Genomic DNA, 26100 nt, shown 5'->3' with positions numbered 1-26100 from the left:
ATCTAGACGCGATCGGGCCCCGGCGGCAGGGCCCCGGACCGGCCATCTGTCCGGCCGGTCCGGAGATCCGGCCGCTATGCCGTTATCGGCCGCTGCACCCGGATCGACTGGAGCAGCCCTATGGCGACCCACACCGCGAACATGGACGAGCCTCCGTAGGAGACGAACGGCAGTGGGATGCCCGCGACCGGCATGATGCCGAGCGTCATGCCGATGTTCTCGAAGGACTGGAAGGCGAACCAGGCGATGATGCCGGCCGCGACGATGGTGCCGTAGAGCTCGGTCGTCTCGCGGGCGATGCGGCAGGCGCGCCACAGGATGACGCCGAGCAGCACGATGATCAGGCCCGCGCCGACGAAGCCGAGTTCCTCTCCGGCGACGGTGAAGACGAAGTCCGTCTGCTGTTCGGGGACGAACTGGCCGGTGGTCTGGGAGCCCTTGAAGAGCCCGGTGCCGGTCAGGCCGCCGGAGCCGATCGCGATCCTGGCCTGGCCGGTGTTGTAGCCGACGCCGGCCGGGTCGAGCTTGGGGTTGGCGAAGGCGGCGAAGCGGTTGATCTGGTACTTGTCCAGTATCCCGAGCGTGGCGACCAGGACCGCTCCGACCACACCGGCGCCGAGCAGGCCGAAGATCCAGCGGTTGGACGCCCCCGAGGCGAGCAGCACGCCGAGGATGATCACCAGGATGACCATGGTCGAGCCGAGGTCGGGCATCAGCATGATGCAGCAGATCGGGATCAGCGCGATCCCGAGCGATTTCACCACCGTGCGGTGGTCCGGATGCAGTTGGTCGCCCGCGTCCACCCGGGCCGCGAGCAGCATCGCCATGCACAGGATGATCGCGATCTTCGCGAACTCGGAGGGCTGGAGGGAGAATCCGCCGCCGAGCACGATCCAGGAGTGCGCGCCGTTGACGGTGGCGCCGAGCGGCGAGAGCACCGCGAGCAGCATCAGGATCGAGAGCCCGTACAGGATGGGCACCGCGCCGCGCAGGGTGCGGTGGCCGAGCCAGATGGTGCCGACCATCAGGCACAGCCCGATACCGGCGTTCGCGATGTGCCGGATCAGGAAGAAGTACGGGTCGCCCTGGTTGATGTTGGTGCGGTTGCGGGTGGCGGACCACACCAGGAGCGAGCCGATGAGGCAGAGCGCGAGGGCCGACAGGAGCAGCGGCCAGTCGAGCCTGCGCAGCACCGAGTCGCGTGCGGTCAGCTTGGCGAACGCGCTGCGCTCGGGGGTGTAGCGCTGGACGGAGAAACCTGCCATGGCGCTAGTCCCTCCGTGGGTTGCGGTTGTCGACGTCGGTGGCCGGAGGATTGTTGGGCTGCGGCTGTCCGCTGGGCTGCAGCGGCTGGCCGTCGGGGCCCTTCTTGTCCTTGACCCTCCCGGCGTTCGGGTCGTACGCGGTGACGGTCGGCGCGTCGATCGAGCCGTCGGCCTGGACCTTGGGCAGGCCCTGCTCGGGCTGCGGCAGCATGGCGCGCTTGAGGTCCTGGTTTCCGGCATCGTCGACGCCGTACATCGCCTCGTAGATCCTGCGCACGGCTTCACCGGAGGCGCCGGAACCCGTACCGGCCTGGGAGATCGTCATGACGACCGTGTAGTCCTTGGAGTACGTGGCGAGCCAGGACGTGGTCTGCTTGCCATAGACCTCGGCGGTGCCGGTCTTGGCGTGCAGCTCGATCTTGTCCTGCGGCCAGCCGTGGAACTTCCAGGCGGCGGTACCGCTGGTGACGACGCCGGCGAGGGCCTTGTTGTAGCCGTCGATGGTGGCCTGGCTGACCGGCAGCCTTCCGTTGACCTTCGGCTTGATCTCCTGGACGGTCTTGCCGTCGGCACTGATGATCGCCTTGCCGATGGTCGGTGCGTGTATGGTCCCCCCGTTGGCGATCGCCCCGTAGATCATGGCCTCCTGGATCGGCGTGACGAGGGTGTCGCCCTGGCCGATGGAGTAGTTGATCGCGTCGCCCTCGCGCATCTTGTTGCCTTCGAGGCAGTTCTCGTACGCGATCTTCTCGACGTAAGTGCCGTCCTTCTTGCCGGACTTGCACCAGTTGTCCTTCATCGCCGTGAAGAGGTTCTGCTTCCACTGGCGGTCCGGGACGCGGCCGGTGACCTCGTTGGGCAGGTCCACGCCGGTGGCCTTGCCGAGGCCGAACTGGTGGGCCGCCTTGTAGAAGAAGTCCTTGGGCTGGCCCGGCTTCGGGTTGATGCCGCCGTCCTTCTTCCACTCGTTGTCGGCGAGTCCGTAGAAGACGGTGTCGCAGGAGACCTCCAGGGCGCGGCCGAGCGAGATGGGGCCGAAGCTCTCACCCTCGAAGTTCTTGAAGACCTGCCCGCCCACCGAGTAGGAGCTGGTGCACGGGTAGCCGCCGTCCCACTTGTAGCCGGCCTCGACGGCAGCGGCCGTGGAGACCACCTTGAACGTCGAGCCGGGTGCGGCCTGACCCTGTATGGCCCGGTTCAGCAGCGGGTAGTCACTGTCCTTGCCGGTGAGCTGCTGGTAGTCCTTGCCGGAGATGCCGCCGACCCAGACGTTCGGGTCGTACGTCGGCGCCGAGGCCATGGCGACGATCCGGCCGGTCTTGGCCTCCATCACGACGACGGCGCCGGAGTCGGCCTTGTAGTTCTCGTTGGTGATCTTGTCGAACTGCTTGCGGGCCTCGACCATCGCATTGTTCAGCTCGTACTCGGCGACGGCCTGCACGCGTGCGTCTATCGACGTGACGATGTTGGAGCCGGGCTGTGCCTTGTCGCTCTGGGCCTGCCCGATGACCCGCCCGAGGTTGTCGACCTCGTACCGGGTGATGCCCGCCTTGCCGCGCAGCTGCTTGTCGTAGGTGCGCTCCAGGCCGGAGCGGCCGACCTGGTCGGAGCGCAGGTAGGGCGAGTCGGTGTCCTTCGCCTTGGTGATCTCGTCGTCGGTGACGGGCGAGAGGTAGCCGAGCACCTGGGCGGTGTTGGACTTGCCGGGCGCGGGGTAGCGGCGTACGGCGGTGGGGTCGGCGGTGATGCCGGGGAAGTCCTCGGAGCGTTCGCGGATCTGGAGGGCCTGCTGGGTGGTGGCCTTGTCGGTGACCGGGATCGGCTGGTAGGGCGAGCCGTTCCAGCAGGGCTTGGGGGTCTTGGCGTCGCAGAGCCTGACCTTGTCCATGACGTCCTGCGGCTTCATGCCGAGCACGGCGGCGAGCCGGGTCAGGACGGCCTTGCCCCTGTCGGGCATCTTCGAGAGGTCGGTGCGCGAGGCGGAGACCACGAGGCGGGTCTCGTTGTCGGCGAGCGGCACGCCGCGGGCGTCGAGGATCGAGCCTCGCACGGCGGGCTGGACGACCTGCTGGACGTGGTTGTTCTTGGCCTCGTCCTCGTACTCCTGGCCGTTGCGGATCTGCAGGTACCACAGGCGTCCGCCCAGCGTGAGCAGGAGCGAGAAGACCAGGACCTGGATGATGATGAGCCGGATCTGCACCCGGGGGGTGCGTCCGGTCTCAGGGATGTTGCTCATGCCGTGACGACCCCCTGGTTCACAGTCGCTTGACGCCCTTGATGCGGCCCGCGCGGGCCGCTCTGTTCTTCGCCGCCTTGGCCCGCAGACCGCCGCGCTGGCCGCCGATGCGCAGGCCGGTGCCACCGGAGAGCCAGCCGGAGGTGATGTCGCTCCTGGGGCTGCCGTTGGCGGTGGCCTCGGCGAGCGGGTCGTTCTCCGCGCGCCGGGCGATCGCCATGATCAGCGGCACGATGAAGGGCGCGAGCAGCAGGTCGTAGACGGCGGCCGTGAACAGCAGGCTGGGCAGGCCGACATGGCGGGCCGCGGTGTCCCCGACGAGCGCGCCGACCAGCGCGTAGAGCAGCGTCGAGCCGATGGCCGCGCCGACCACCACCAGCATCGGCCCGGCCGCCGAGCGCGGCCGGCCGTGGTCGGTCCTGGCGAGGCCCGCGACGTACCCGATCACACACAGCACGAGGGCGTAGCGCCCGGCCGCGTGGTCGGCGGGCGGCGCGAGGTCGGCGAGCAGCCCGGCGCCGAATCCGACGAAGGCGCCGCCGAGGTGGCCGTAGACCAGCGCCAGACCGAGGACGGTGAGGAGCATCAAGTCCGGTACGGCGCCCGGGAGTTGGAGGCGGGCGAGGACGCTCACCTGGATGACGAGGGCGACGACGATCAGGGCGGCGGAGAGGATGACCCTGTTGACACGCATCTGGATCAGCTCCTACTGGTCGCCGTCGGCATTGGCATTGCCGTTGGGATCACCGTTCGGATTGGGATTGGGCGGATTCGGATTGGCGTTCGCGGCCGGGGGGTTCGCGTTGCCCGCCGGAGGGTTCGGGTTGCCGTCGGGGTTCGCGTTCTGGTCGGCGATGTTGGTGTTGCCCTGGCCGTTGGGGGTCGGGGACGGGGTGGCCGTGACGGTGACCGTCGGGGTAGGCGTCGGCTTGGGCTTGGCGGGCAGCACCTCGTCGCGCGGGTCGGTGCGCGGGGCCTGGACGACGACGCCGACGATGTCGAGCTTGGTGAAGCCGACGAAGGGGCGTACGTAGATGGTGCGCGTGAGGGCGCCGCCCGAGGGGTCGACCCGGACGACCTCGCCGACCGGGACGCCCGGCACGAACGGCTTGTCGGCCTGCGAGCCGAAGGTCACCAGGCGGTCGCCCGGGTTGACCTTGGCCTTGCCGTTGAGCAGCTGCACCGAAAGGGGCCGGTCGCCGTGGCCGGTGGCGAAGCCCAGCTCGTCGCTGTTCTCCATCCGGGTGCCGACGGTGAAGTCGGGGTCGTTGGCGAGCAGCACGGTCGCGGTGGAGGGGCCGACGGTGGTGACCCGGCCGACCAGGCCGTCGCCGTTGAGCACCGTCATGTCGCGCTTGATGCCGTCGTTGGACCCGGCGTCGATGGTGACCGTCCAGGAGAAGCCCTGGGCCGCTCCTATGGCGACGACCTGGGCGGCCTTGATGCCGTACTGGCCCTCCCCCGCGGTCTTCAGCATCGAGTCGAGCTGGTTCAGGCGGCTGCGGTTGCGGGCGTCGCTGCCGAGCTTCTGCTTGAGCGCCTCGTTCTCGGCCTGCAGGGTGGAAATCTTGTCGTGGCGCTTGCCCGAGTCGCGTACCGCGCCGATCGCGTTGCCGACCGGGTCCACGGCGGCCGCGACCCCGTTCTCCACCGGCCCGAAGACCGCGGCGGCGGCCTGCCGGGCGCCGTCCACCGGTGAATTCGCCCCGCCTCTGATATCGACCGTGATCAGCGCGAACGCTACGGCGATCAGCAGCACCAGGAGCAGCCGGCTCTCTCGTGTGTCCCTCACGTGCGGCGGCCGTGCCTTCCTCGTAGGAATGTGGGTGATCTACAAGATCTCTTCGATCTGTATATCAACGATCCGCCGTACGAGTTGGCAGTGACCCGTACGGCGGACAGCAGGCCTCGGGGGCTATCTGCGGGGCTGCGCGTCGAGCACCTGCTGGAGCGCCTCGAACTCCTCGACGCACTTGCCGGAGCCCAGGGCCACCGAGTCGAGCGGGTCCTCGGCGATGTGGATCGGCATGCCCGTCTCGCGGCGCAGCCGCTCGTCCAGGCCGCGCAGCAGGGCGCCGCCGCCGGTGAGGACGATGCCGCGGTCCATGATGTCGCCGGAGAGCTCCGGCGGGCACTTGTCGAGGGTCGTCTTCACGGCGTCGACGATGGCGTTGACGGGCTCCTCGATCGCCTTGCGCACCTCGGCGGCGGAGATCACGACGGTCTTCGGCAGGCCGGAGACGAGGTCGCGGCCGCGGATCTCGGTGTGCTCGTCCTTGTCGAGGTCGTACGCCGAACCGATCGTGATCTTGATCTGCTCCGCGGTCCGCTCGCCGAGGAGGAGGGAGTACTCCTTCTTGATGTGCTGGATGATCGCGTTGTCGAGCTCGTCGCCCGCGACCCGGATCGACTGCGCGGTGACGATGCCGCCGAGCGAGATCACGGCGACCTCGGTGGTACCGCCGCCGATGTCGACGACCATGTTGCCGGTGGCCTCGTGGACGGGCAGGCCCGATCCGATGGCCGCGGCCATGGGCTCCTCGATGATGTGCACCTGGCGGGCGCCGGCCTGGGTGGAGGCTTCGATGACGGCGCGGCGCTCGACTCCCGTGATGCCCGAGGGCACGCAGACCACGACGCGCGGGCGGGCCAGGTACCGACGCTTGTGGATCTTCAGGATGAAGTAGCGGAGCATCCGCTCGGTGATCTCGAAGTCGGCGATCACGCCGTCCTTCAGCGGTCGTACGGCAACGATGTTGCCGGGCGTACGGCCGATCATCTTCTTGGCCTCGGCGCCGACCGCGAGGATGCCGCCGGTGTTGGTGTTGATGGCGACGACGGACGGCTCGTTCAGGACGATTCCGCGGCCCCTGACGTACACCAGCGTGTTGGCGGTCCCGAGGTCGACAGCCATGTCACGGCCGATGAACGACATTTTGTTGCTCCCCATGAGGATGCGTCCGGCCTTCCCTAATCGAGCGTTGACGGCTTCTCAGGTCGGCGAGGTGGGTGCGTTGAGCGCGAGGCTCCATCGTAGTCCGGCCTGCACGGACACGGCGCGTTGGTCCACCTCAGTATTGGTGACGTCTTGTCGGGGCGATGCGTTCCCGAAGTCGCCCCGCATATGCCGGGGGGCGACCGAAATTCCTTCGGTCGCCCCAGGTCATGAGCGCTATATGGCTGACATCCCGTCAGGAAATGGTCAGCCGCGGCCCGGGAAGAAGATCTTCAGTTCTCGCTCCGCGGACTCCTCGGAGTCCGAGGCGTGGATGAGGTTCTCCCTGACGATGGTCCCGAAGTCGCCACGGATCGAGCCGGGGGCCGCCGCGATCGGGTCGGTGGGACCCGCCAACTGGCGTACGCCCTCGATGACACGCTCACCCTCGACCACCAGGGCGACGACCGGGCCCGAGGACATGAACGCCACGAGCGGCTCGTAGAAAGGCTTGCCCTTGTGCTCGCCGTAGTGCTGCTCCAACGTGTCCTGATCCAGGGTGCGCAGCTCAAGGGCGGTGATCTGCCAGCCGGCCTTGCGCTCGATGCGGCCGATGATCTCGCCGACCAGCGAGCGGCGGACGGCGTCCGGCTTGAGGAGGACGAGGGTGCGCTGCGTCATGGTGTACGGCTCCTTGGCAAACGTGTGCGGTCCGCCGAGATTACCGGGTGTAGCTGAACTGCCGTCACCCGGTCCCGCCACCGCCGCTCACGCCTGCGGCTGGGCCTCGGCCTGGGCCGCGAATCTGGCCTTCGCCTCGTCGATCCTGCGGCCGTAGTGGACCGAGGCCCACCACAGGGCCGCGAAGAGAGCGCCCATGAAGAACATCAGCGGGACGGCGAAACCGCTCGCGATCAGCGCGATCTGGAGCGCCCAGCCGAGCTCGACCCCGCCGCGCCGGCCCAGCATCCCGCAGAGCAGGACCGAGAGCAGCATGCCGATGCCGCACACCGTCCACACGGTGGTGGTGGCGAGGTCCGGGTCCTTCATCGCGACCAGGCCCGCGAAGGCGATGACGAAGAATTCACCGATCAGGGTGGACGCGCAGAGCGTACGCATCGGCTCAGCCCCTCTTCAGCAGCAGCCGGGCGTCGCCGACCGTGAACACGGAGCCGGTGACGAGGACGCCCGCGCCGGCATACTCGTCCTCCTCCTCGGCCAGGGTGATGGCGGCCTCGATGGCGTCGTCCAGGCGGGGCTCGACCACGACCCGCTCGTCGCCGAACACCTCGACGGCGAGCGCCGCCAGCTCGTCCACGTCCATGGAGCGGCTGGAGGTGTTGGCGGTGACGACGATCTCGGCGAAGACCGGCTCGAACGCTTCGAGCAGGCCCTTCACGTCCTTGTCGGCGCTGGCGGCGACCACGCCGATCAGGCGCGAGAAGCCGAACGCCTCGGTCAGGCCGTCCGCGGTGGCGCGGGCGCCGGCCGGGTTGTGCGCGGCGTCCAGGACGACGGTCGGCGAGCGGCGCACGACCTCCAGGCGGCCCGGCGAGACGACGGAGGCGAACGCCTTGCGGACGGTGTCGATGTCGAGCGGGCCGGCCTGCTGCGAGCCGACGCCGAAGAACGCCTCGACGGCGGCGAGCGCCACCGCCGCGTTGTGCGCCTGGTGGGCTCCGTACAGCGGGAGGAAGACCTCCTCGTACTCGCCGCCGAGGCCCCGCAGCGTCAGGAGCTGGCCGCCGACGGCGACTTCGCGGCCGACGATGCCGAACTCCATGCCCTCGCGGGCCACGGTGGCATCCGTCTCGACGGCCTTCTTCAGCATGACCTGCGCCGCGTCGACCGGCTGCTGGGCCAGGATCACGGTCGCGCCCTGCTTGATGATCCCGGACTTCTCGACGGCGATCTCGGCGGGCGTGTTGCCGAGCCGGTCGGTGTGGTCGAGGTCTATGGGGGTGACGACGGCGACGCCCGCGTCGATGACGTTCGTCGCGTCCCAGGTGCCGCCCATGCCGACCTCGACGACCGCCACGTCCACCGGTGCGTCCGCGAAGGCCGCGTACGCCATGCCGGTGAGGACCTCGAAGAAGGAGAGCCGGAACTCCTCCTTGGCGTCCACCATCTCGACGTACGGCTTGATGTCCTCATACGTCTCGATGAAGCGCTCGGCGGGGATCGGCAGGCCGTCCAGGCTGATCCGCTCGGTGATCGACTGGACGTGCGGCGAGGTGTAGCGGCCGGTGCGCAGCTCGAAGGCACCGAGCAGGGCCTCGATCATGCGGGCGGTGGAGGTCTTGCCGTTGGTGCCGGTGATGTGGATCGTCGGATAGGCGCGCTGCGGCTCGCCGAGGACGTCCATCAGGGCGGCGATGCGGCGGACGGACGGCTCCAGCTTGGTCTCGCCCCAGCGGCCCGCGAGCTCGGTCTCGACCGCGCGCAGCGCCGCGTCCACCTCCGGGTCGGCGGGGCGGGCGGGCACGGCCTCGCCCTGGGGCACGCCGCCGTGGGTGCGCAGGGTGCGGCTGCCGGCCTCGATCACCGCCAGGTCGGGGTCTCGGTTGGTTTCGGCTTCGACGATTCCGTCGAAGTCATCGGCTTCACTGCGGTCGGGCTGCTCGGTCACAGGACCAGTCTACGGAGGGGCACCGACAGGACCTTGGACCCGCCCCTTTCGGGACGTTCGGCCCCCCGGTCCCACAGACTCTCCGGGCAAACTTGGCGATCATGGACATAGGGATCGACCTCGGGACCGCCAACACCCTCCTGTACGCCAGGGGGCAGGGCATCGTGCTCAACGAGCCGTCCGTGGTGGCGATGAAGGAGGGCGGCCGCACGGCTCTGGCCGTCGGCACGGAGGCCAAGGAGACCATCGGCCGCACGCCCGGTTCGATCACCGCGATCCGGCCGCTGCGGGACGGCGTGATCAGCGACTACGAGGCGGCGGAGGAAATGATCCGCCACTTCGTGAAGAAGGCGGTGCCGGGGCGCCGCCCGCGCACCCGCATGGTGGTGTGCGTGCCGAGCGGGGTGACCCCGGTGGAGCGGCGCGCGATCGTGCACGCGGCGCAGCGGTCCGGCGCGAAGGCCGTGCACCTCATCGAGGAGCCGATGGCGGCGGCGATCGGGGCCGGGCTCCCGGTGGCCGAGCCGCGCGGCTCGATGGTGGTGGACATCGGCGGCGGCACCACCGAGGTCGCCGTGATCTCGCTCGGCGGCATCGTGACCGCGCAGTCCCTGCGGGTGGGCGGCGACCGCCTGGACACCGCGATCAGCGACTACGTACGCAAGGAGCACTCGCTGCTCATAGGCGAGCGCACCGCCGAGGACGTCAAGTGCGCGATCGGGTCGGCCTGGCCGGTGCCGGGCAACGAGGAACTGGAGGAGCTGACCTTCACGGTCCGGGGCCGCGAGAAGGTGGGCGGCCTGCCCAAGACGCTCCGGCTCACCGCGCGCGAGGTGCGGGCCGCGCTCGACGAGCCGGTCGAGTCGATCATCGCGGCGGTGCGGGTGACCCTGGAGGAGTGCCCGCCGGAGCTGTCCGGCGACGTGATGGAGCACGGCATCGTGCTGACCGGCGGCGGCGCGCTGCTTCCGGGCCTGGATCTGCGCCTCGCGTCGGCGACCGGCATCCCGGTCTTCGTGGCGGACAACCCGCTGGACTGCGTGGCGCTCGGCTCGGGCAAGTGCGTGGAGGACTTCGACCAGCTCCAGAAGCTGCTGGCCAGCGCGTAGGCCCGCCTATGAGCGCCGCCGCCCATAGGACGCGTTCGGGCCGGAATCCCCCAGGGGGTCCCGGCCCGTCGGCGTTCCCGAGCCCGTCCGCCCAGGCGGGCCCGCGCCGGCCCCGACGGCCGCCTGAGAGCCTGTGTCCGCACTCCGTCCGGACGCGTCAGCCGACCGCCCCGGCCGGAAGCGTCGCCCGCACCTCATAGGTCGTGTCCGTACGGGTCGTGGCGAGCGAGCCGCCCATGCTCTCCACCCGCTCCCGCATCGAGAAGGTCCCGGTCCCCGTGGAGACCGGGGCCTTCACCGGTACCGCGCGGGGCAGCGGGTTCTGGACCGTGACGACCAGGTCCCCCGCCGCGAGCCGGATCGTCACCGCGACCGGCTCGCCCTGGGCGTGCTTGACCGAGTTCGTCAGACACTCCTGGACCACCCGGTAGACCGCCGCCTGGCGCAGCGGGGACAGCCGGTGCGCGGCCGGCTCGATGTCCAGGCCCACCGGGGTGCCCGCACTCCGGCTCTCCTCGGCGAGCGCGTGCAGGCCGTCGAGGCCGGGCGTCGCCGTGCGCTCGTCGGCGCGCCGCACGATGATCTCGTTCAGCATGAGGTGGGCCCGGCGCGCGGTGTCGGCGAGCTCCTCGAAGTCCTTGTGGTGCGGCTCGTTCCTGGCCCGCATCGCGAGCACCTCGGAGCGCACCGCGAGCATCGTCAGCTCCCGGCCCACCATGTCGTGCACGTCCCGGGCCACCGAGACCCGCTCGGCCTGCACGGCCTGCAGGGCCGCGTGCTCGGCGCGCTGGGCCTCCAGCTCGCGTACGAGGTCGTGGCGGTAGGCCGAGATGCCGACGCCCGAGGCGAGCACCCCCACCGGCACCACGATCGCCAGGAACGAACTGAGCGTCTCGCCCCGGGTGTCGGGCCAGCCCGGCAGGTTGAACAGGGCATAAGCCACCGCGATGTACCCGCACGTGGCGATGATGCTCGCGCGCCGGCCCCGGAAGCGACCGAGCGAATACAGCGCGAACTGCACCAGGTTCAGCTGGTGCAGCCAGCCCAGGAACACCAGCGAGACCAGGTACGGCAGCCACGGCCAGCGGCGCCGGAAGAGCAGGGTCGCCGCGCCGAGGGCGAGGACGGGCGGCGCGGTGTAGCTGCTGAGGGAGTTGTCGGCCTTGGCCAGGCCCGGCACGTCCAGGACCATCAGGCCGAAGCAGCTCAGCGCGATCAGCACGTCCAGTGCGCGCTCCTCGCCCACCCAGCGCGCGCCCGCGGCACGCGCCGCCGCCAGCGCGCGCTGCGGCGCGGAGGAGGGGGGCGGCGTGTGCATGCCTCCATCATCCAAGGTCTTTGGACCCGAACGCCTAAGCCGAACGGCCCAAATTTAGTGATATGTCGCACGCGGCTCCTGGCCGTTCGGCCCTGCCCCGATGGCCACATGGATCCCTAGCGTTGTTCCCATGCCTGCCCTCTCCTCCCGCCGTCCGGCGCGCGGCACCGCCCTGCTCCTGCTGATCGGCGGACTGCTCGGCACCTTCGCCTCGGCCGTCCTGACCGCCGACCGCGTCCACACCCTGGAGAACCCGGCCTTCTCCCCCGGCTGCAACATCAACGCGGTCCTGAGCTGCGGCGACGTGATGGACACCTGGCAGGGCAACCTGCTCGGCTTCCCCAACATGCTGCTCGGCGTCGGCGCGTTCGCGGCCCTGGCGGCCCTTGGCCTGGCCCTGCTCACGGGCGCGGAGTTCCCCCGGTGGCTGTGGCTCTGCATCTGGTCCGGCGTTGCGGCGGGCTTCGCCTTCACTGTGTGGCTGATCAGCCAGTGCCTGTACGTCATCGGGGCGCTGTGCCCCTGGTGCCTGCTGGTGTGGGCGGTGATGATCCCGCTGTTCTGGTACGTCACCCGGCACGTGGCCGGGCCCCGGTCCTTCGTCCGCCGAATGGTGCCGCACTGGCTGGTGCCGCTGGCGATGTACGCGGTGGTGGCGGCGCTGGTGTGGGCGGAGCTCGGCGACCGCCTGTTCTGACCGCCTGTTCTTCTGTACGCATGACGAAGGCCCCCAGGAACGAATCCTGGGGGCCTTCCTCGTACTCGGACGGGCGATACCCGTAGGGGCGTCCGGATCAGCCCTTGGGCAGGGCGGCGATCTGGTTGGTGATGCGCTCGATGTCGGCCTCGGCCTTGGTCAGGCGCGTACGGATCTTGTCGACCACGTTGTCCGGGGCCTTCGCGAGGAAGGCCTCGTTGCCGAGCTTCTTGTTCGCGTCGGCCTTCTCCTTCTCGGCCGCCCCGAGGTCCTTGGTCAGGCGCTTGCGCTCGGCCTCGACGTCGATCGTGCCCGACAGGTCGAGCGCGACCGTGGCGCCCGCGACCGGCAGCGACGCGGTGGCGTGGAAGCCCTCGCCGGCCGGCTGGAGACGGAGCAGTTGACGGATGGCCGCCTCGTGCGGGGCCAGCGCTGTGCCGGTCAGGGTGAGCTCGGCCGGAACCTTCTGGCCGGGCTGGAGACCCTGGTCGGAACGGAACCGGCGGACCTCGGTGACGACCTGCTGGACGAGCTCGATCTCGCGCTCGGCGGCCTCGTCACGGAAACCACTGTCCTTCGGCCAGTCGGCGACGACGAGGGACTCGCCACCGGTCAGCGTCGTCCACAGGGTGTCGGTGACGAACGGGACGATCGGGTGCAGGACCCGCAGCATCACGTCGAGGACCTCGCCCAGGACCCGGCCGGAGACCTTGGCCTGCTCGCCGCCCGCGAAGAACGTCGTCTTCGACAGCTCGACGTACCAGTCGAAGGCCTCGTCCCACGCGAAGTGGTAGAGCGACTCGCTGAGCTTCGCGAACTGGTAGTCCTCGTAGTACGCGTCGACCTCGGCCACGGTCTTGTTCAGCCGCGACAGGATCCAGCGGTCGACCGCCGACAGCTGCTCCACGGGCGGGAGTTCGCCCTCGACCGTGGCGCCGTTCATGAGCGCGAAGCGGGTCGCGTTCCAGATCTTGTTGGCGAAGTTGCGGGACGCCTGGACCCAGTCCTCGCCGATCGGCACGTCCGCGCCGGGGTTGGCGCCCTTGGCCAGGGTGAAGCGGACGGCGTCCGAACCGTACGCGTCCATCCAGTCGATCGGGTCGACCGCGTTCGGGTTGGACTTCGACATCTTCTTGCCGAACTCGTCGCGCACGAGACCGGTCAACGCGACCGTCTTGAACGGGACTTCGCCGTCCATCGCGTACAGGCCGAACATCATCATCCGGGCGACCCAGAAGAAGATGATGTCGTGGCCGGTGAGCAGGACGTCGGTCGAGTAGAACTTCTCCAGGTCGGCGGTCTTCTCCGGCCAGCCGAGCGTGGAGAACGGCCACAGACCGGACGAGAACCAGGTGTCCAGGACATCGGGGTCCTGACGCCAGCCCTCACCGCTGGGCGGCTCCTCGTCGGGCCCGACGCACACGACCTGGCCCTCCGGGCCGTACCAGATCGGGATGCGGTGGCCCCACCACAGCTGGCGCGAGATGCACCAGTCGTGCATGTTGTCGACCCAGTCGAAGTACCGCTTCGACATGTCCTCGGGGTGGATCTTGACCCGGCCGTCGCGGACCGCGTCACCGGCGGCCTGCGCGAGCGGGCCGACCTTGACCCACCACTGCATCGACAGGCGCGGCTCGACGGTCGTCTTGCAGCGCGAGCAGTGGCCGACGGAGTGCATGTACGGGCGCTTCTCGGCGACGATGCGGCCCTGCTCCTTGAGCGCGCCGACGATCGCCGAACGGGCCTCGTAGCGGTCGAGCCCCTGGAACGGGCCCGGGACCGTGATGATGCCGCGCTCGTCCATGACAGTGATGGAGTCGAGGTTGTGCCGCTGCCCGATGGCGAAGTCGTTCGGGTCGTGCGCCGGGGTCACCTTGACGCAGCCGGTGCCGAACTCGGGGTCGACGTGGGTGTCCGCGACGACCGGGATGGAGCGGTCGGTGAGCGGCAGCTTGATGAGCCGGCCGATGAGGTGCTGGTAGCGCTCGTCGTCCGGGTGGACGGCGATGGCCGTGTCACCCAGCATCGTCTCGGCACGGGTGGTGGCGACGACGAGGGTGTCGTCACCCTCCCCGTACTTGAGCGAGACGAGCTCGCCCGGGTCGTCCTGGTACTCGACCTCGATGTCCGAGATGGCGGTCAGGCAGCGCGGGCACCAGTTGATGATGCGCTCGGCGCGGTAGATCAGCTCGTCGTCGTACAGGTTCTTGAAGATGGTCTGGACGGCCTTGGAAAGACCCTCGTCCATGGTGAACCGCTCACGGGTCCAGTCCAGGCCCGCACCGAGCCGCTTGAGCTGCCCGAGGATCCGGCCGCCGTACTCGCCCTTCCACTGCCAGACCCGCTCGGTGAACGCGTCACGGCCGAGGTCGTGCCGGGACTTGCCCTCCTCGGCGAGCTGCTGCTCGACCTTGTTCTGCGTGGCGATGCCCGCGTGGTCCATGCCGGGCAGCCACAGCGTCTCGTACCCCTGCATCCGCTTGCGGCGGGTGAGGGCGTCCATGAGCGTGACCTGGAAGGCGTGCCCGAGGTGCAGCGCGCCCGTGACGTTCGGCGGCGGAATGACGATGGTGTACGGGTCCTTGTCGGACCCGGCGTCGGCGGTGAAGTAACCGCGCTCTACCCAGCGCTCGTACAGCTTCCCCTCTACCTCGGCCGGCGCGTACTGGGTCGGCAGTTCGGTGGTGGGCGCTGGATTCTGCTGCTGAGTGTTCTCGGTCACGGGGTCAGTTTAGAGGTGTCACGGGCCCGTACTGAAATGGGAAGTTTCCGTAACGGTGGGCCCCCCGATGGACCACGTCACCGGCCTGTCGGCCAGGATGTCTGGATCGGATAAGCATCCCTAGGGGGAACCCAGCAATGAGCTACAACCAGCCGGGCCCGTACGGCGGCCAGCCCCAGCAGCCCGGTCCGTACGGCCAGCAGCCTCCGCAGCAGCCGTACGGGCAGCCCGGTCCGCAGCAGCCCGGCTACGGCTACCCGCAGCAGGCCCCGCAGGGCGTGCCGCCGCAGCAGCCCTACGGGTACCCGCAGCAGCAGCCGCCCTACGGCCAGCCGCCCCAGCAGCCCCCGTACGGCCAGCAGCCCCCGTACGGCGCCCCGATGCAGCCCATGCCCCCGGCCCCGCCGAAGAAGAAGACGGGCCTGATCGTCACGGCCGTCGTGGTGGCCGTCGCGGTGATCGGCGGCGGCGTGTGGTTCCTGACGAAGGGCGGCGCGAGCAACAGCGACGTGTCGGCGAGCACGAAGGGGTACAAGGTCGTCCTGCCCGCCGCGGTCGAGGACTACAAGAAGTCCGCCGCGGGCGACAAGACGACGCCCATGACCGACACGCAGAAGACGAAGGCCGAGGGCCTCGGCGTCAAGAACCCGCAGCAGGTCGCCGCCGAGTACGACTCGGGCGACGCCAAGAACCCGCTGACCAGCAAGGCGATTCAGGTCAATGCCGTCTGGGGTCAGATCAGCGACCCCGCGAAGGTGATCGACGCGTCGTTCCAGAACGCCACGGAGAACAGCCAGAAGAACGGGGACATCAAGGTGCAGCTCGTCGGCACGGCCAAGCTCGTCAAGCCGACCGGATTCTCGGGCGCGCTGATGAAGTGCCAGGACATGAAGTTCACCAACTCCGGCGGCGACGGGTCGGCGGAGAAGGGGCCCAAGGAGTTCACGGCCCCGGTCTGCGCGTGGGCCGACTACAGCACGTACGGCGTTGTGATCCTCATGGACGTGGCCAAGGCCGCCACCGGTGGCGGTGCGAGCCAGGACGACGCCGCCAAGCTGACGGCCTCGCTCTACAACACGGCCCGCCAGAAGGCCTAGCCACCCGCGGAACACGTCAAAGGGGCGCCCGGTCAAGGGAAGTTGACCGGGCGCCCCTTTGACGTGCATAAGCCAGCGCAGCGCTACGCGCTCTTCTCGTGCCGACCGTCGCTCTTCACGATCCGCGGCTCGCGCGGGACCAGCGTCGGGTTCACGTTGTTGCGGACCACGTCCGCGGTGATGACGACTCGGGCGACGTCCTTGCGGGACGGGACCTCGTACATCACCGACTGGAGGACCTCCTCCATGATGGCGCGCAGGCCGCGCGCGCCGGTGCCGCGCAGGATGGCCTGGTCGGCGATGGCCTCCAGGGCCGGGCGGTCGAAGTCCAGCTCCACGCCGTCGAGTTCGAAGAGGCGCTGGTACTGCTTGACCAGCGCGTTGCGCGGCTCGACCAGGATCTGGAGGAGGGCTTCGCGGTCGAGGTTGTGGACCGAGGTCAGGACGGGCAGGCGGCCGATGAACTCGGGGATCATCCCGAACTTCACCAGGTCCTCCGGCATGACCTCCTGGAACTGGTCGCTGGCCTCGATCTCCCGCTTGGAGCGGATCGTCGCGCCGAAGCCGATGCCCTTGGCGCCGGCCCGGGACTCGATGATCTTCTCCAGGCCCGCGAAGGCGCCGCCCACGATGAACAGGACGTTCGTCGTGTCGATCTGGATGAATTCCTGGTGGGGGTGCTTGCGGCCGCCCTGCGGGGGGACGGAGGCGGTGGTGCCCTCCAGGATCTTCAGGAGGGCCTGCTGCACGCCTTCGCCGCTGACGTCACGCGTGATCGACGGGTTCTCGCTCTTGCGGGCGACCTTGTCGATCTCGTCGATGTAGATGATCCCGGTCTCGGCCTTCTTGACGTCGTAGTCGGCGGCCTGGATCAGCTTGAGGAGGATGTTCTCGACGTCCTCACCGACGTAGCCGGCCTCCGTGAGCGCCGTGGCGTCGGCGATGGCGAAGGGGACGTTGAGCATCCGGGCGAGGGTCTGGGCGAGGAGCGTCTTGCCGGAGCCCGTCGGGCCCAGGAGCAGGATGTTGGACTTGGCGAGCTCGATCGCGTCGTCACGGCCCTGCGCGCCGCCGTTCTCGCCGGCCTGGACGCGCTTGTAGTGGTTGTAGACCGCCACCGAGAGGGCCTTCTTGGCGGGCTCCTGCCCGACGACGTAGCCCTCAAGGAACTCGTAGATCTCGCGCGGCTTGGGGAGTTCCTCCCACCGCACCTCGGAGGACTCGGCGAGCTCCTCCTCGATGATCTCGTTGCAGAGGTCGATGCACTCGTCGCAGATGTACACCCCGGGGCCTGCGATGAGCTTCTTCACCTGCTTCTGGCTCTTTCCGCAGAACGAGCACTTGAGCAGGTCGCCGCCGTCACCGATGCGTGCCACGAGGTGCTTCCCCTTCGCCTGGGAGACGCCATGTGCGCCGCCTCCTGGTGCCTACTGCGTGTTCCGGGGGGACACCCCCAGACCCCCTACCGACGGTACCTTGCCGAGCCCCTCGTTCGGGCCCCCCTTGGCGCGGTTCACTTTGACGTGGACCGCGCCAAGGATGCCGAAGCGGCTCAGGCCGCCGCGGAGGTCGTCGTCTTGCGGGTCGAAACGATCTGGTCGACCAGACCGTAGGCCAGCGCGTCCTCGGCCGTGAGGATCTTGTCGCGCTCGATGTCGTCGCGGATCTTCTCGATCGGCGTCGTCGAGTGCTTGGCCAGCATCTCCTCCAGCTGCGAACGCATCCGGAGGATCTCGTTGGCCGCGATCTCCAGGTCGGAGAGCTGCTCGCGGCCGGTGCCGCCCGAGGGCTGGTGGATCAGGACGCGGGCGTTCGGCAGCGCCATGCGCTTGCCCGGCGTGCCGGCGGCGAGCAGGACGGCGGCGGCGGAGGCCGCCTGGCCCATGCAGACCGTCTGGATGTCGGGCTTCACGAACTGCATGGTGTCGTAGATCGCCGTGAGCGCGGTGAAGGAGCCGCCCGGGCTGTTGATGTAGATGGAGATGTCGCGGTCCGGGTCCATCGACTCCAGGCACAGGAGCTGCGCCATCACGTCGTTGGCGGACGCGTCGTCGATCTGCACGCCGAGGAAGATCACGCGCTCCTCGAAGAGCTTCGCATACGGGTCGTATTCGCGCACGCCCTGCGAGGTGCGCTCGACGAAGCGCGGCACGATGTAGCGGTTGTCGACCTGCGGGCCGGTGTAGAGGCCGCTCGCGTTGGCCGAGGGGCCGGAGAAGTTGCTCATTGGGGTGTTCACCATCCTGGTGGCGTTCAAGTGGGCGGGGTCGAAGCGGTGCGGGCGGGGCTCAGACCCCGGTGCCGCCGCCGCCCGGAACGCCCGAGGCAGCGGAGATGATCTCGTCGATGAGGCCGTACTCCTTGGCCTCCTCCGCCGTGTACCAGCGGTCGCGGTCGCCGTCGCGGATGATCGTCTCGACGGTCTGGCCGGAGTGCGCGGCAGTGATCTCCGCCATGCGCTTCTTCGTACGGATCAGGTACTCGGCCTGGATCTTGATGTCGGAGGCGGTGCCACCGATGCCGGCGGAGCCCTGGTGCATCAGGATGTCGGTGTTGGGGAGCGCGAAGCGCTTGCCCGCGGTGCCGCCGGTCAGCAGGAACTGGCCCATCGAGGCGGCCATGCCCATACCGATGGTGACGACGTCGTTCTGGATGTACTGCATGGTGTCGTAGACCGCCATGCCGGCCGTCACCGAGCCGCCGGGGCTGTTGATGTAGAGGTAGATGTCCTTGTCCTGGTCGGCAGCGGCCAGGAGGAGCATCTGGGCGGTGATCTTGTTGGCGATCTCGTCGTCGACCTGCTGGCCGAGGAAGATGATGCGGTCGTTGAGCAGTCGGCTGTAGACCTGGTCGCCGAGGCCACCACCGAGGGACGGCTCACCGGCGGCGTAAGGCATCAGATTCGTCACGTATCCACCTGCTCGTCTCTGACGGCTTCGGCCGTCTCAGCGTCTTCGTTCCGGGGGCGCGGACTCCGGCTCGCCAGACTCCACCACCCTCGTATTCATGGACCCTAACGCGCAGGTGGGACAACGCCATCCCGGTTCCCGAACTGTTCGCTCGGAGCGCAAGGTGGTTGAAGCGGAATTACGTACGAAGAAGGGCCCGTACGCGGCTGCGTACGGGCCCTTCTCGACGGGTCAGGCAGAGGCTCAGGCCTCGGTCTTCTCCCCGGCGGCGACCTCGACCGGCTCGCCCTCCGCGGCGGCGACGACGGCCTCGGCGACCTCGTCCTCGTCGTCCTCCAGGTCGACGACCTCACCATTGGTGTCGGTGACCTTGGCGGCCTCGACGACCACGGCCAGCGCCTTGCCGCGGGCGACCTCGCCGACGAGCATCGGCACCTGGCCGCCCTCGACGACGGCCTGGGCGAACTGGTCCGGGCTCATGCCGGAGGAGGCCGCACGCCGCATAAGGTGCTCGGTGAGCTCCTCCTGGTTGACGTTCAGCTTCTCCTTGTTGACGAGCTCGTCCAGGATGAACTGCGTCTTGATGCCCTTGACCGCCTGCTCCTCGGTCTCGGCGGTGAACTCTTCCTCGGTCTTGCCCTGGATCTCCAGGTACTTGGCGAGGTCGATGCCCATCTGGCCGAGCTGGTGGTGCTCAAGGTTGTGCTTGCGGGTCTGGATCTCGTCCGCGAGGAGCTTCTCGGGGATCGGGACCTCGGCCAGCTTCAGGAGCTCGTCGAGGACGCGCTCCTGGGCCTGGGTGGCCTGGTCGTACTGCTTCATGTTCTCAAGGCGCTTGCGGCTGTCGGCCTTGAGCTCGTCCAGGGTGTCGAACTCCGACGCGAGCTGCGCGAAGTCGTCGTCCAGGGCGGGCAGTTCACGGGCGGCGACCTGGGTGACCTTGACGGTGACCTCGGCCTCCTTGCCCTCGGCCGAGCCGCCCTTGAGCTCGGAGGTGAAGGTGGCCTCGCCACCGGCCTCCAGGCCCTTCACGGCGTCGTCGATGCCCTCGAGGAGCTCGCCGGAACCGATGGTGTACGAGACACCCTCGGCCACGCCGTCCTCCAGGACCTCGCCGTCGACCTTGGCCTGCAGGTCGATCGTCACGACGTCGCCGTCCTCGGCGGCACGCTCGACGGGGGAGGTCGAGGCGAAGCGCTCACGGAGCTGCTCCACGGACTTCTCGACGTCCTCGTCGCTGACCTCGACGGCGTCCACGGTGACCTCGATGCCGGAGTAGTCCGGGATCTCGATGGTCGGGCGGATGTCGACCTCGGCGGTGAAGTTCAGCGTCTCGCCGTCCTTCAGCTCGGTGATGTCGACCTCGGGCTGACCCAGCGGGTTCAGCTCCGCCTCGTTGATCGCCTCGGTGTAGAACTTCGGAAGGGCGTCATTGACGGCCTCTTCGAGCACGGCGCCACGACCGAACCGCTGGTCGATCACTCGGGCCGGGATCTTGCCCTTACGGAAGCCCTTGACCGTGACCTGCTGGTTGATCTTCTTGTACGCCGCGTCGAGGCTGTCCTTGAGCTCCTCGAAGGGCACCTCGACAGTGAGCCGAACCCGAGTCGGGTTCAGGGTCTCCACGGCGCTCTTCACGGTTCGGTCTCCTTGTGGCTGACTTCTTTGGGGGTTCTGCCTAAGACCGACGGTCCCTGGCGGATGGGGCCCGGTACATCATTCATCAGACACACGGGCACGCAGCTTGCATAGTAACCGCAAGCGGGATGCCACCCACAATGTGATCTTGCCCGTGGAGATCGGACATCGGTGACGCTGGTCGGGGTGGCGGGATTTGAACCCACGGCCTTCCGCTCCCAAAGCGGACGCGCTACCAAGCTGCGCCACACCCCGTCGGTGCGACACGTAGGGTACATGGCCGCGGGGACCGCGTCGGCCGCTTTGTTCGGCGGGTGCGGTGCGGAGCGTTCGGGGGGCGCGGCCTGGCGGGATCGCGCGGGCGCGGGTGACCGGGAATGCGCGGGCGCGGTCCGGATCGTTTCGCGGGTGTGGCACGGGTGTGGCCGGAATCGTTTCGCGGGAGCACGCCCGGAGAAGGCGGTGTGCGCGTCCGGGGTGCGACCCGCTACGATGCTCTACGTGCCGCGGTCGCGATGACCTGCGGCGCGGTGCTTGCGGGCGTAGCTCAATGGTAGAGCCCTAGTCTTCCAAACTAGCTACGCGGGTTCGATTCCCGTCGCCCGCTCTTGAGTCCTGAGGGGCCCGGCAGCTCGGCTGCCGGGCCCTTCGGCGTGGTCAGAATTTGATCTGGTTGATCGTGTCCGCTATCGAGTTCAGGAATCGCTGGATCGAGGGGGCCATGCCCGTCGAGGCCAGGAAGAAGCCGAAAAGTATCGCGACGATGGCCGGCCCGGCCTTGATGGAGCCGCCGCGGATGAGCACCACGAGGACGACCGCCAACAGCAGCACCACTGACAGTGAAATGGCCACAACTGATCACACACCCTTGGTCGGTCCGCCTTGCCGGCCCGGGAGCATGCCGCGCACACCCCCGCGATGACTATCGTGCCACCAACACCCCTGTGGTTGCTGCCGGGTGACGGATCGCCGAGGTAAGGATCAGGCCAACCGCGAGCCGGGCTCCAGGGGTCACGAGAGGCCGAGCAGGCGGCGTACCTCGGTGTACTTGGCCTTCAGGCGCGTGCGGGTCGGCTCGTCGAGGACCGCGAGGCGGGCCGGATCGGCGTTGTGCGCGAGGTCGGACTCCTTGATCAGGAGCGCGCCCTCGGTGGCCAGGATGCGCCGCGCGTAGGACTCCAGTGCCTCGCCCGGGCGTTTGGTCATGGCGAGTACCAACTCCTTGACGGATTGCGGGAGTTGGGCGGTTTCCAGCCACTGGAGCGACAGCGCGTCGTCTTCGATCGCGTCGTGCAGCCAGGCCGCCTTGATCTGGTCCTCGGTGCCGCCCCGGGCCCGTACGCCCTCGGCGACCGCCGCCAGGTGTTCGGCGTAGGGGCGGCCCGCCTTGTCGGTCTGGCCCTCGTGGGCGGCCCGGGCGAGGGTCTCGACCTCGCCGAGAGTCATCATCGGCTTCGCTGGGGACATGGCTTCGACTGTACGGGCCCGGGTGCGGCTCACTTCAGTGCCGCCCGGGCCGGGAGGGCGGTCGCCGCGAGGCCGAGGACGAGGATGCCGCCCGCGAACGAGCCGTACAGGAGCGGCGGTATGTAGGGGGCGCGGCCGGTCAGGCCGTTCATCATCGGGACGAGGGTGGCCAGGGCGATCGCGCTGCCGATGACGACGCCCGCCGCGACCACCAGGAGGGCCTCCCAGCGGATCATCTTGAGGACCTGGCGGCGGGTGGTGCCGATGAGGCGCAGGGTGCCGAGTTCGCGCCGGCGGTCGAAGACCGTCATCACCAGGGTGTTGACGGCGGCGACGGCCGCGAATCCGCCGAGGACCGCGGCCATGACGGCGTTGGCCCAGGCGTTGACCTCGCGGTCCGTGCTCTGCGCGGTGGCGTAGCCGGCGGCGTCGGTGACGTGGCCGAGGGCGGCGAGGGGGGTGGCCGCGGCCGGGGTGCCCCGGGTGAGCAGGGTGGTGGGGGTCGGTGAGGTCAGGTGGGTCCTCAAGTCGGCCTGGGGGAAGGTGACTTGGGCGAGGCCCAGACCCCGGTCGTAGGTGGCGACGATCTTCGGGGCGGCCTTGGTGCCGTCGGGGAGCAGCAGCGGGAGGCGGTCGCCGCTGCGTACGCCCGCGGCGTCGGCCAGGGAGGCGTCGATCGCGGCGGTGCCGGGGGCGAGGGCGGCCAGGGATCCGGTGCGTACGCCCAGGTCCTGGACCTTGGCGAGGTCGGCACCGGTGCCGGTGACGCCCTGGGCGGAGGCGTCGCGCGGGGTGGCGCCGACGCCGGCGTTCGGGACGAGGACGGCGGTGCGGGTGAGGCCGACCGCGGTCTCGACTCCGGGGGTGGCGGCGGCGCGGGCGACCGCGTCGGAGGGGAGGCCCGCGGGGGCGGTGACCACCTGGTTCGCGATGACGCCCGCCCGCTGCTGGTCCTCGGTCGCCCTCTCCTCGCTGGTGTGCATGAAGACCAGCACGGACGAGAAGGCCATCGCGAGGACGATGGGGGTGATCGCGGAGGCCAACCGCCTCGCGTTCGTACGGGAGTTGGCGGCGGCCAGCGAGCCGGGGGCGCCCGCCGCGCGCAGCGGGAGGCCGAAGACGGCGGCGCAGGCGCGGGCGAGCAGCGGGCCGAGCAGGGCGACGGCGAGCATGAAGAGCATGACGACGCCGAGGGCCGCGTTGGCGGCGTTCTCGCCGGTCTCGGAGGCCGCGACCCCGGCGAACACGCAGCCGCCGACGAGGGAGGCGATACCGAGCGGCGTACGGATCCAGCCGGGGCGCAGGCGTTCGGCGGCGGATTCGGCGAGCGCCTGGCCGGGCTTGATCTTCGAGGGGCGGCGGGCGGCGGCCGCGCCGGCACACAGGGCGGTCAGCACGGTGGTGGCGACGGCGATGAGCAGCGGGAGCAGGGTGATGGCGAGGTCGACGGCGTCCGGGATCGCGCCCCTGTCGCGGAGCTGGCCGAACCACCAGGTGGCGAGCGCGACGCCGGGCAGGCAGCCGAGCACTCCGGCGAGCGGGGCGACCAGGAGGGCTTCGGTGGCGATGGTGCGGCGGATCTGGCGCGGGGTGGCGCCGATCGCGCGCAGCAGGGCGTACTCGCGACGGCGCTGGCCGACGGACAGGGCGACGGTGCCGGCGGCGGTGAACACGGCGACCATCGCGGCGACGCCGCCGAACGAGCCGCCGAGGCCGGTGAGCATCTCCTTCGCCTTGGCGAGGCCGCTGTCCTCGACGGCGGCCCGGTCGTCACCGGTACGCACCTGGGCCTGGCCGCCGAGGGCCTGCTTCACCTGGGCGGCGAGGGTGGCCGTGCGGGTGCCGGGCTTGGGGAGCACGGCGATCGCGTCGACCTTGCCGGGGTGGCCGGACAGGGCGCGGGCGTCGGCGTCGTTGAGCCAGATTTCGTTGCTGCCCGGGGCGCCCGCGGTGCCGGAGATCCTGAACTCCCGCTGGCCGCCGGGGGTGTCGAGGGTGATCCGCTCCCCCACGGTGCCGGCCGTGGTGACCGCCTCGCCTGGGCGGGGGGCCGTGCCGGTGGCCGGCTTCGTGCCGGTGAAGACGGTGGAGGCCCAGTTGTGGGCGGTGGCGGGGGTGTTGTTGTCCGTACGTACGGGGAGGGCGAGGTCGGCGACGGCTTCGGCCGCGCCGGGGGCCGAAGCGGCCTTCGCGACCAGGGAGTCGTCGAGGCGAGCCCGGTCCGGGTAGGCGACGGACTCGGTGTCGCGGTCCTCGCCCGAGCCGGTCGTGTAGTGGAAGCTCTGGTCGGCGGCGGCCACGACGGGGGCGGCGGCGTAGCGCTGGGGCGGGACGGAGGCGGTGATTCCGGTCGCGAGCAGGAGGCCGCAGGCGGAGACGATCATCGCGGCCATGAGGAGGGCGACGAAGGTGCCGGCGAAGGCGGAGGGTTTGAACCGGATCGCTGCGCGGGCCAGGCGGTTGGGGGGATGCATGCGGGGCTCCTGCGGAGGGCTGGGTCGGGGGTGCTGGGTTTTCCCACCCGCCCGCCCGTTCCGCCCGCTTGAGAGGGCTCGGGACCAGAGGGTGGGTCGAGTGCGTCGGCGGCTGCCGGCCGGTGGGTGGGCCCGGCCTTCGGCCGGAGGACATTTCCCACCCGCCCGCCCGTTCCGCCCGCTTGAGAGGGCTCGGGACCAGGGGGTGGTTCACGTGCATCGGCGGCTGCGGGCCGTCGGTCGGGCCCGGCCTGCGGCCGGTGGCGTTTCCCACCCTCCAAGCTCTTAAGGAGCAGGGGAGCCCCATCGCGTTCGGCTCAGTTGGGAAGGGGAGGGACCGGTGGGTTGTGCCGGTTCGTCGGGGGCGGGGCGCCTCTCTCGCGCATGGGCGGTGCGCTCCAGGGCGGGGCGGGTCCGGCCGAGCGGGCTTGGCTCTGTGTGCTGCGCTGCACGCAACACCGCAAGGGGCGCGGGGAACTGCGCGACCAGCTCCCACCCAACCCACCACCACCGCCCGCGGAGCGCTTACGCCGCCACCCCTGCCAACGGGTGCCTCGCTGTTGTCAGGGCTGTCATCCTCGCTGCGATCTGGGCCGTCGACGCGCTCGGGAGGGCGTCGGCTATCGCGCCGTCGGCCAGGAACAGGACCTGGTCGGCGTAGGCGGCGGCTGCCGGGTCGTGGGTGACCATCACCACCGTCGCCCGCAGGGAGTCCACCGCGTTGCGGAGGAGGGCCAGGACCTCGGCCGCGGTGGTGGTGTCCAGGGCGCCGGTCGGCTCGTCGGCGAAGATCACGTCGGGGCTTGTGACCAGGGCCCGGGCTATCGCCACGCGCTGCTGCTGCCCGCCGGAGAGCTCGCCGGGGCGGCGGTCGCCCTTGCCGGCCAGGCCCACCTGGGCGAGGAGTTCCGCCGCGCGGCGCCGGTCGGGGCGGTCTCCGGCGAGCCGCATGGGCAGCACGACGTTCTGCTCGACCGTGAGCGAGGGCAGCAGGTTGAAGGCCTGGAAGACGAAGCCGAGGCGGGAGCGGCGCAGCTCGGTGAGCTTGTTCTCGCTCATGCCGGTGATCTCGGTGCCACCGAGCCGGACCGAGCCGTCGGTCGGCCGGTCCAGGCCCGCCGCGCACTGCAGGAACGTCGACTTGCCGGAGCCGGACGGTCCCATCACCGCGGTGAAGCTGCCCCGGGGCAGGGTGAGGTCGATGCCGCGCAGGGCGTGCACGGCGGAGGCGCTGCGGCCGTACTGCCGGCGGACCCCACGCAGCTCGACGGCCCAGTCGTGGGCGGGCGCCGCGTCCGCGGTCGTCCGCCGTGTGTTCTTGGCCCGTCGCAGTGCCATGGCCCTTGCCTTCCGCTCGTCCTGGCCGACGCACTCACGCCGACCCTTCGAACCTACGGATCGGGGAGGGGTGCGAACCATGGCGGCCGCCGGTGGATCAGGGGTGGGGTTGACCCCACCCCTGGCGGGGGGCTGAGGGATGCGGGTCCGGCTGCCGACCCGTCGGGGGGTGCGCAGTTCCCTGTGCCCCTTCCATTCGACTGCGGGTCATCCGTGGCTGGTCGCGCAGTTCCCCGCGCCCCCAGCAGTACCGGCCGACGGGGCGC

Annotated in this window: 21 protein-coding genes and 2 tRNA genes; 4 read left to right on the top strand and 19 right to left on the bottom strand. The window is 69.9% G+C overall.

Annotated features, from left to right (window positions below):
• Positions 1-74: 74 nt before the first annotated feature.
• From rodA to folC, 8 genes are all read right to left on the bottom strand, one after another.
• Positions 75-1265, bottom strand: a complete 1191-nt coding sequence (rodA, locus tag ACSHXC_RS25630) for a rod shape-determining protein RodA (RefSeq protein WP_438293834.1) — start codon at positions 1263-1265, stop codon at positions 75-77.
• Positions 1266-1269: 4 nt separating this feature from the next.
• A complete protein-coding gene (mrdA, locus tag ACSHXC_RS25625) occupies positions 1270-3501 on the bottom strand; it encodes a penicillin-binding protein 2 (RefSeq protein WP_438293833.1) in 2232 nt (743 codons plus the stop codon).
• 19 nt (positions 3502-3520) lie between these two features.
• Positions 3521-4195 carry a rod shape-determining protein MreD gene (gene mreD / locus ACSHXC_RS25620; RefSeq protein WP_438293832.1) on the bottom strand — a complete coding sequence of 225 codons (675 nt, stop codon included), beginning with the start codon at positions 4193-4195 and terminating at the stop codon, positions 3521-3523.
• A 12-nt stretch (positions 4196-4207) separates the two neighbouring features.
• Entirely contained in the window at positions 4208-5293 is a 1086-nt protein-coding gene (mreC, locus tag ACSHXC_RS25615) for a rod shape-determining protein MreC (protein ID WP_438293831.1), read from the bottom strand.
• A 123-nt stretch (positions 5294-5416) separates the two neighbouring features.
• Complete coding sequence (locus ACSHXC_RS25610; protein ID WP_053727412.1) at positions 5417-6436, bottom strand: rod shape-determining protein; 1020 nt, start codon at positions 6434-6436, stop codon at positions 5417-5419.
• Between the two features lie 267 nt (positions 6437-6703).
• Positions 6704-7117, bottom strand: coding sequence for a nucleoside-diphosphate kinase (gene ndk / locus ACSHXC_RS25605; RefSeq protein ID WP_344378660.1), 414 nt, complete (start codon positions 7115-7117; stop codon positions 6704-6706).
• 87 nt (positions 7118-7204) lie between these two features.
• On the bottom strand, positions 7205-7555 hold the full coding sequence (locus ACSHXC_RS25600; RefSeq protein ID WP_438293830.1) for a DUF4233 domain-containing protein: 351 nt from the start codon (positions 7553-7555) through the stop codon (positions 7205-7207).
• 4 nt (positions 7556-7559) lie between these two features.
• A complete protein-coding gene (gene folC, locus ACSHXC_RS25595) occupies positions 7560-9065 on the bottom strand; it encodes a bifunctional tetrahydrofolate synthase/dihydrofolate synthase (protein ID WP_438293829.1) in 1506 nt (501 codons plus the stop codon).
• A gap of 101 nt (positions 9066-9166) precedes the next feature.
• Here folC and ACSHXC_RS25590 point away from each other — a divergent pair, with 101 nt between their 5' ends.
• A complete protein-coding gene (locus tag ACSHXC_RS25590; RefSeq protein WP_438293828.1) occupies positions 9167-10174 on the top strand; it encodes a rod shape-determining protein in 1008 nt (335 codons plus the stop codon).
• A gap of 157 nt (positions 10175-10331) precedes the next feature.
• On the opposite strand, the gene ACSHXC_RS25585 is transcribed toward ACSHXC_RS25590, so the two are convergent.
• Positions 10332-11492: a sensor histidine kinase gene (locus ACSHXC_RS25585; protein ID WP_438293827.1), complete on the bottom strand. Its 1161-nt coding sequence runs from the start codon at positions 11490-11492 to the stop codon at positions 10332-10334.
• 130 nt (positions 11493-11622) lie between these two features.
• Between ACSHXC_RS25585 and ACSHXC_RS25580 the strand changes: the two genes are divergently transcribed.
• On the top strand, positions 11623-12189 hold the full coding sequence (locus tag ACSHXC_RS25580) for a vitamin K epoxide reductase family protein (RefSeq protein ID WP_438293826.1): 567 nt from the start codon (positions 11623-11625) through the stop codon (positions 12187-12189).
• A 97-nt stretch (positions 12190-12286) separates the two neighbouring features.
• On the opposite strand, the gene ACSHXC_RS25575 is transcribed toward ACSHXC_RS25580, so the two are convergent.
• Positions 12287-14911 (bottom strand): valine--tRNA ligase, encoded by a 2625-nt coding sequence (locus ACSHXC_RS25575; protein ID WP_438293825.1) that lies wholly within the window; start codon positions 14909-14911, stop codon positions 12287-12289.
• 137 nt (positions 14912-15048) lie between these two features.
• On the opposite strand from ACSHXC_RS25575, the gene ACSHXC_RS25570 reads away from it, so the two are divergent.
• Positions 15049-16008: a hypothetical protein gene (locus tag ACSHXC_RS25570; protein ID WP_438293824.1), complete on the top strand. Its 960-nt coding sequence runs from the start codon at positions 15049-15051 to the stop codon at positions 16006-16008.
• A gap of 83 nt (positions 16009-16091) precedes the next feature.
• Here the strand turns inward: ACSHXC_RS25570 and clpX are convergent, their stop codons facing one another.
• From clpX to ACSHXC_RS25545, 5 genes are all read right to left on the bottom strand, one after another.
• Positions 16092-17384, bottom strand: a complete 1293-nt coding sequence (gene clpX / locus ACSHXC_RS25565) for an ATP-dependent Clp protease ATP-binding subunit ClpX (protein WP_344378672.1) — start codon at positions 17382-17384, stop codon at positions 16092-16094.
• 176 nt (positions 17385-17560) lie between these two features.
• Entirely contained in the window at positions 17561-18250 is a 690-nt protein-coding gene (locus ACSHXC_RS25560) for an ATP-dependent Clp protease proteolytic subunit (RefSeq protein ID WP_053727403.1), read from the bottom strand.
• 46 nt (positions 18251-18296) lie between these two features.
• On the bottom strand, positions 18297-18905 hold the full coding sequence (locus tag ACSHXC_RS25555; protein WP_438296822.1) for an ATP-dependent Clp protease proteolytic subunit: 609 nt from the start codon (positions 18903-18905) through the stop codon (positions 18297-18299).
• A 255-nt stretch (positions 18906-19160) separates the two neighbouring features.
• Positions 19161-20555, bottom strand: a complete 1395-nt coding sequence (gene tig / locus ACSHXC_RS25550; protein ID WP_438293823.1) for a trigger factor — start codon at positions 20553-20555, stop codon at positions 19161-19163.
• 178 nt (positions 20556-20733) lie between these two features.
• Positions 20734-20810, bottom strand: a tRNA-Pro gene (locus ACSHXC_RS25545).
• 281 nt (positions 20811-21091) lie between these two features.
• Here ACSHXC_RS25545 and ACSHXC_RS25540 point away from each other — a divergent pair.
• A tRNA-Gly gene (locus ACSHXC_RS25540) sits at positions 21092-21162 on the top strand.
• A gap of 50 nt (positions 21163-21212) precedes the next feature.
• Here the strand turns inward: ACSHXC_RS25540 and ACSHXC_RS25535 are convergent.
• The 4 genes from ACSHXC_RS25535 to ACSHXC_RS25520 all read right to left on the bottom strand — a co-directional run bounded on the left by ACSHXC_RS25535 (position 21213) and on the right by ACSHXC_RS25520 (position 25834).
• Complete coding sequence (locus tag ACSHXC_RS25535) at positions 21213-21407, bottom strand: hypothetical protein (RefSeq protein WP_053727400.1); 195 nt, start codon at positions 21405-21407, stop codon at positions 21213-21215.
• A gap of 159 nt (positions 21408-21566) precedes the next feature.
• On the bottom strand, positions 21567-22022 hold the full coding sequence (locus tag ACSHXC_RS25530; RefSeq protein WP_438293822.1) for an HD domain-containing protein: 456 nt from the start codon (positions 22020-22022) through the stop codon (positions 21567-21569).
• Between the two features lie 29 nt (positions 22023-22051).
• Positions 22052-24496 (bottom strand): FtsX-like permease family protein, encoded by a 2445-nt coding sequence (locus tag ACSHXC_RS25525; protein WP_438293821.1) that lies wholly within the window; start codon positions 24494-24496, stop codon positions 22052-22054.
• 525 nt (positions 24497-25021) lie between these two features.
• A complete protein-coding gene (locus ACSHXC_RS25520) occupies positions 25022-25834 on the bottom strand; it encodes an ABC transporter ATP-binding protein (protein ID WP_438293820.1) in 813 nt (270 codons plus the stop codon).
• Positions 25835-26100: the final 266 nt, after the last annotated feature.

It is taken from the genome of Streptomyces sp. HUAS TT7, from assembly GCF_051550175.1.
Classification (GTDB): domain Bacteria; phylum Actinomycetota; class Actinomycetes; order Streptomycetales; family Streptomycetaceae; genus Streptomyces.
Note: the sequence above shows the minus strand (reverse complement) of the source record. Positions and strands in the feature narration are given on the sequence as shown.

Bases quoted from the DNA above. Each gene is read 5' to 3' on its own strand.
- ACSHXC_RS25520 (WP_438293820.1), bottom strand. From the start codon at position 25,834: ATGGCACTGCGACGGGCCAAGAACACACGGCGGACGACCGCGGACGCG.
- ACSHXC_RS25600 (WP_438293830.1), bottom strand. From the start codon at position 7,555: ATGCGTACGCTCTGCGCGTCCACCCTGATCGGTGAATTCTTCGTCATC.
- ACSHXC_RS25590 (WP_438293828.1), top strand. From the start codon at position 9,167: ATGGACATAGGGATCGACCTCGGGACCGCCAACACCCTCCTGTACGCC.
- ACSHXC_RS25580 (WP_438293826.1), top strand. From the start codon at position 11,623: ATGCCTGCCCTCTCCTCCCGCCGTCCGGCGCGCGGCACCGCCCTGCTC.
- ACSHXC_RS25585 (WP_438293827.1), bottom strand. From the start codon at position 11,492: ATGCACACGCCGCCCCCCTCCTCCGCGCCGCAGCGCGCGCTGGCGGCG.
- mreD (WP_438293832.1), bottom strand. From the start codon at position 4,195: ATGCGTGTCAACAGGGTCATCCTCTCCGCCGCCCTGATCGTCGTCGCC.
- ACSHXC_RS25610 (WP_053727412.1), bottom strand. From the start codon at position 6,436: ATGTCGTTCATCGGCCGTGACATGGCTGTCGACCTCGGGACCGCCAAC.
- ACSHXC_RS25530 (WP_438293822.1), bottom strand. From the start codon at position 22,022: ATGTCCCCAGCGAAGCCGATGATGACTCTCGGCGAGGTCGAGACCCTC.
- ACSHXC_RS25560 (WP_053727403.1), bottom strand. From the start codon at position 18,250: ATGGTGAACACCCCAATGAGCAACTTCTCCGGCCCCTCGGCCAACGCG.
- mrdA (WP_438293833.1), bottom strand. From the start codon at position 3,501: ATGAGCAACATCCCTGAGACCGGACGCACCCCCCGGGTGCAGATCCGG.
- ACSHXC_RS25525 (WP_438293821.1), bottom strand. From the start codon at position 24,496: ATGCATCCCCCCAACCGCCTGGCCCGCGCAGCGATCCGGTTCAAACCC.
- ndk (WP_344378660.1), bottom strand. From the start codon at position 7,117: ATGACGCAGCGCACCCTCGTCCTCCTCAAGCCGGACGCCGTCCGCCGC.
- ACSHXC_RS25570 (WP_438293824.1), top strand. From the start codon at position 15,049: ATGAGCTACAACCAGCCGGGCCCGTACGGCGGCCAGCCCCAGCAGCCC.
- ACSHXC_RS25555 (WP_438296822.1), bottom strand. From the start codon at position 18,905: ATGCCTTACGCCGCCGGTGAGCCGTCCCTCGGTGGTGGCCTCGGCGAC.
- rodA (WP_438293834.1), bottom strand. From the start codon at position 1,265: ATGGCAGGTTTCTCCGTCCAGCGCTACACCCCCGAGCGCAGCGCGTTC.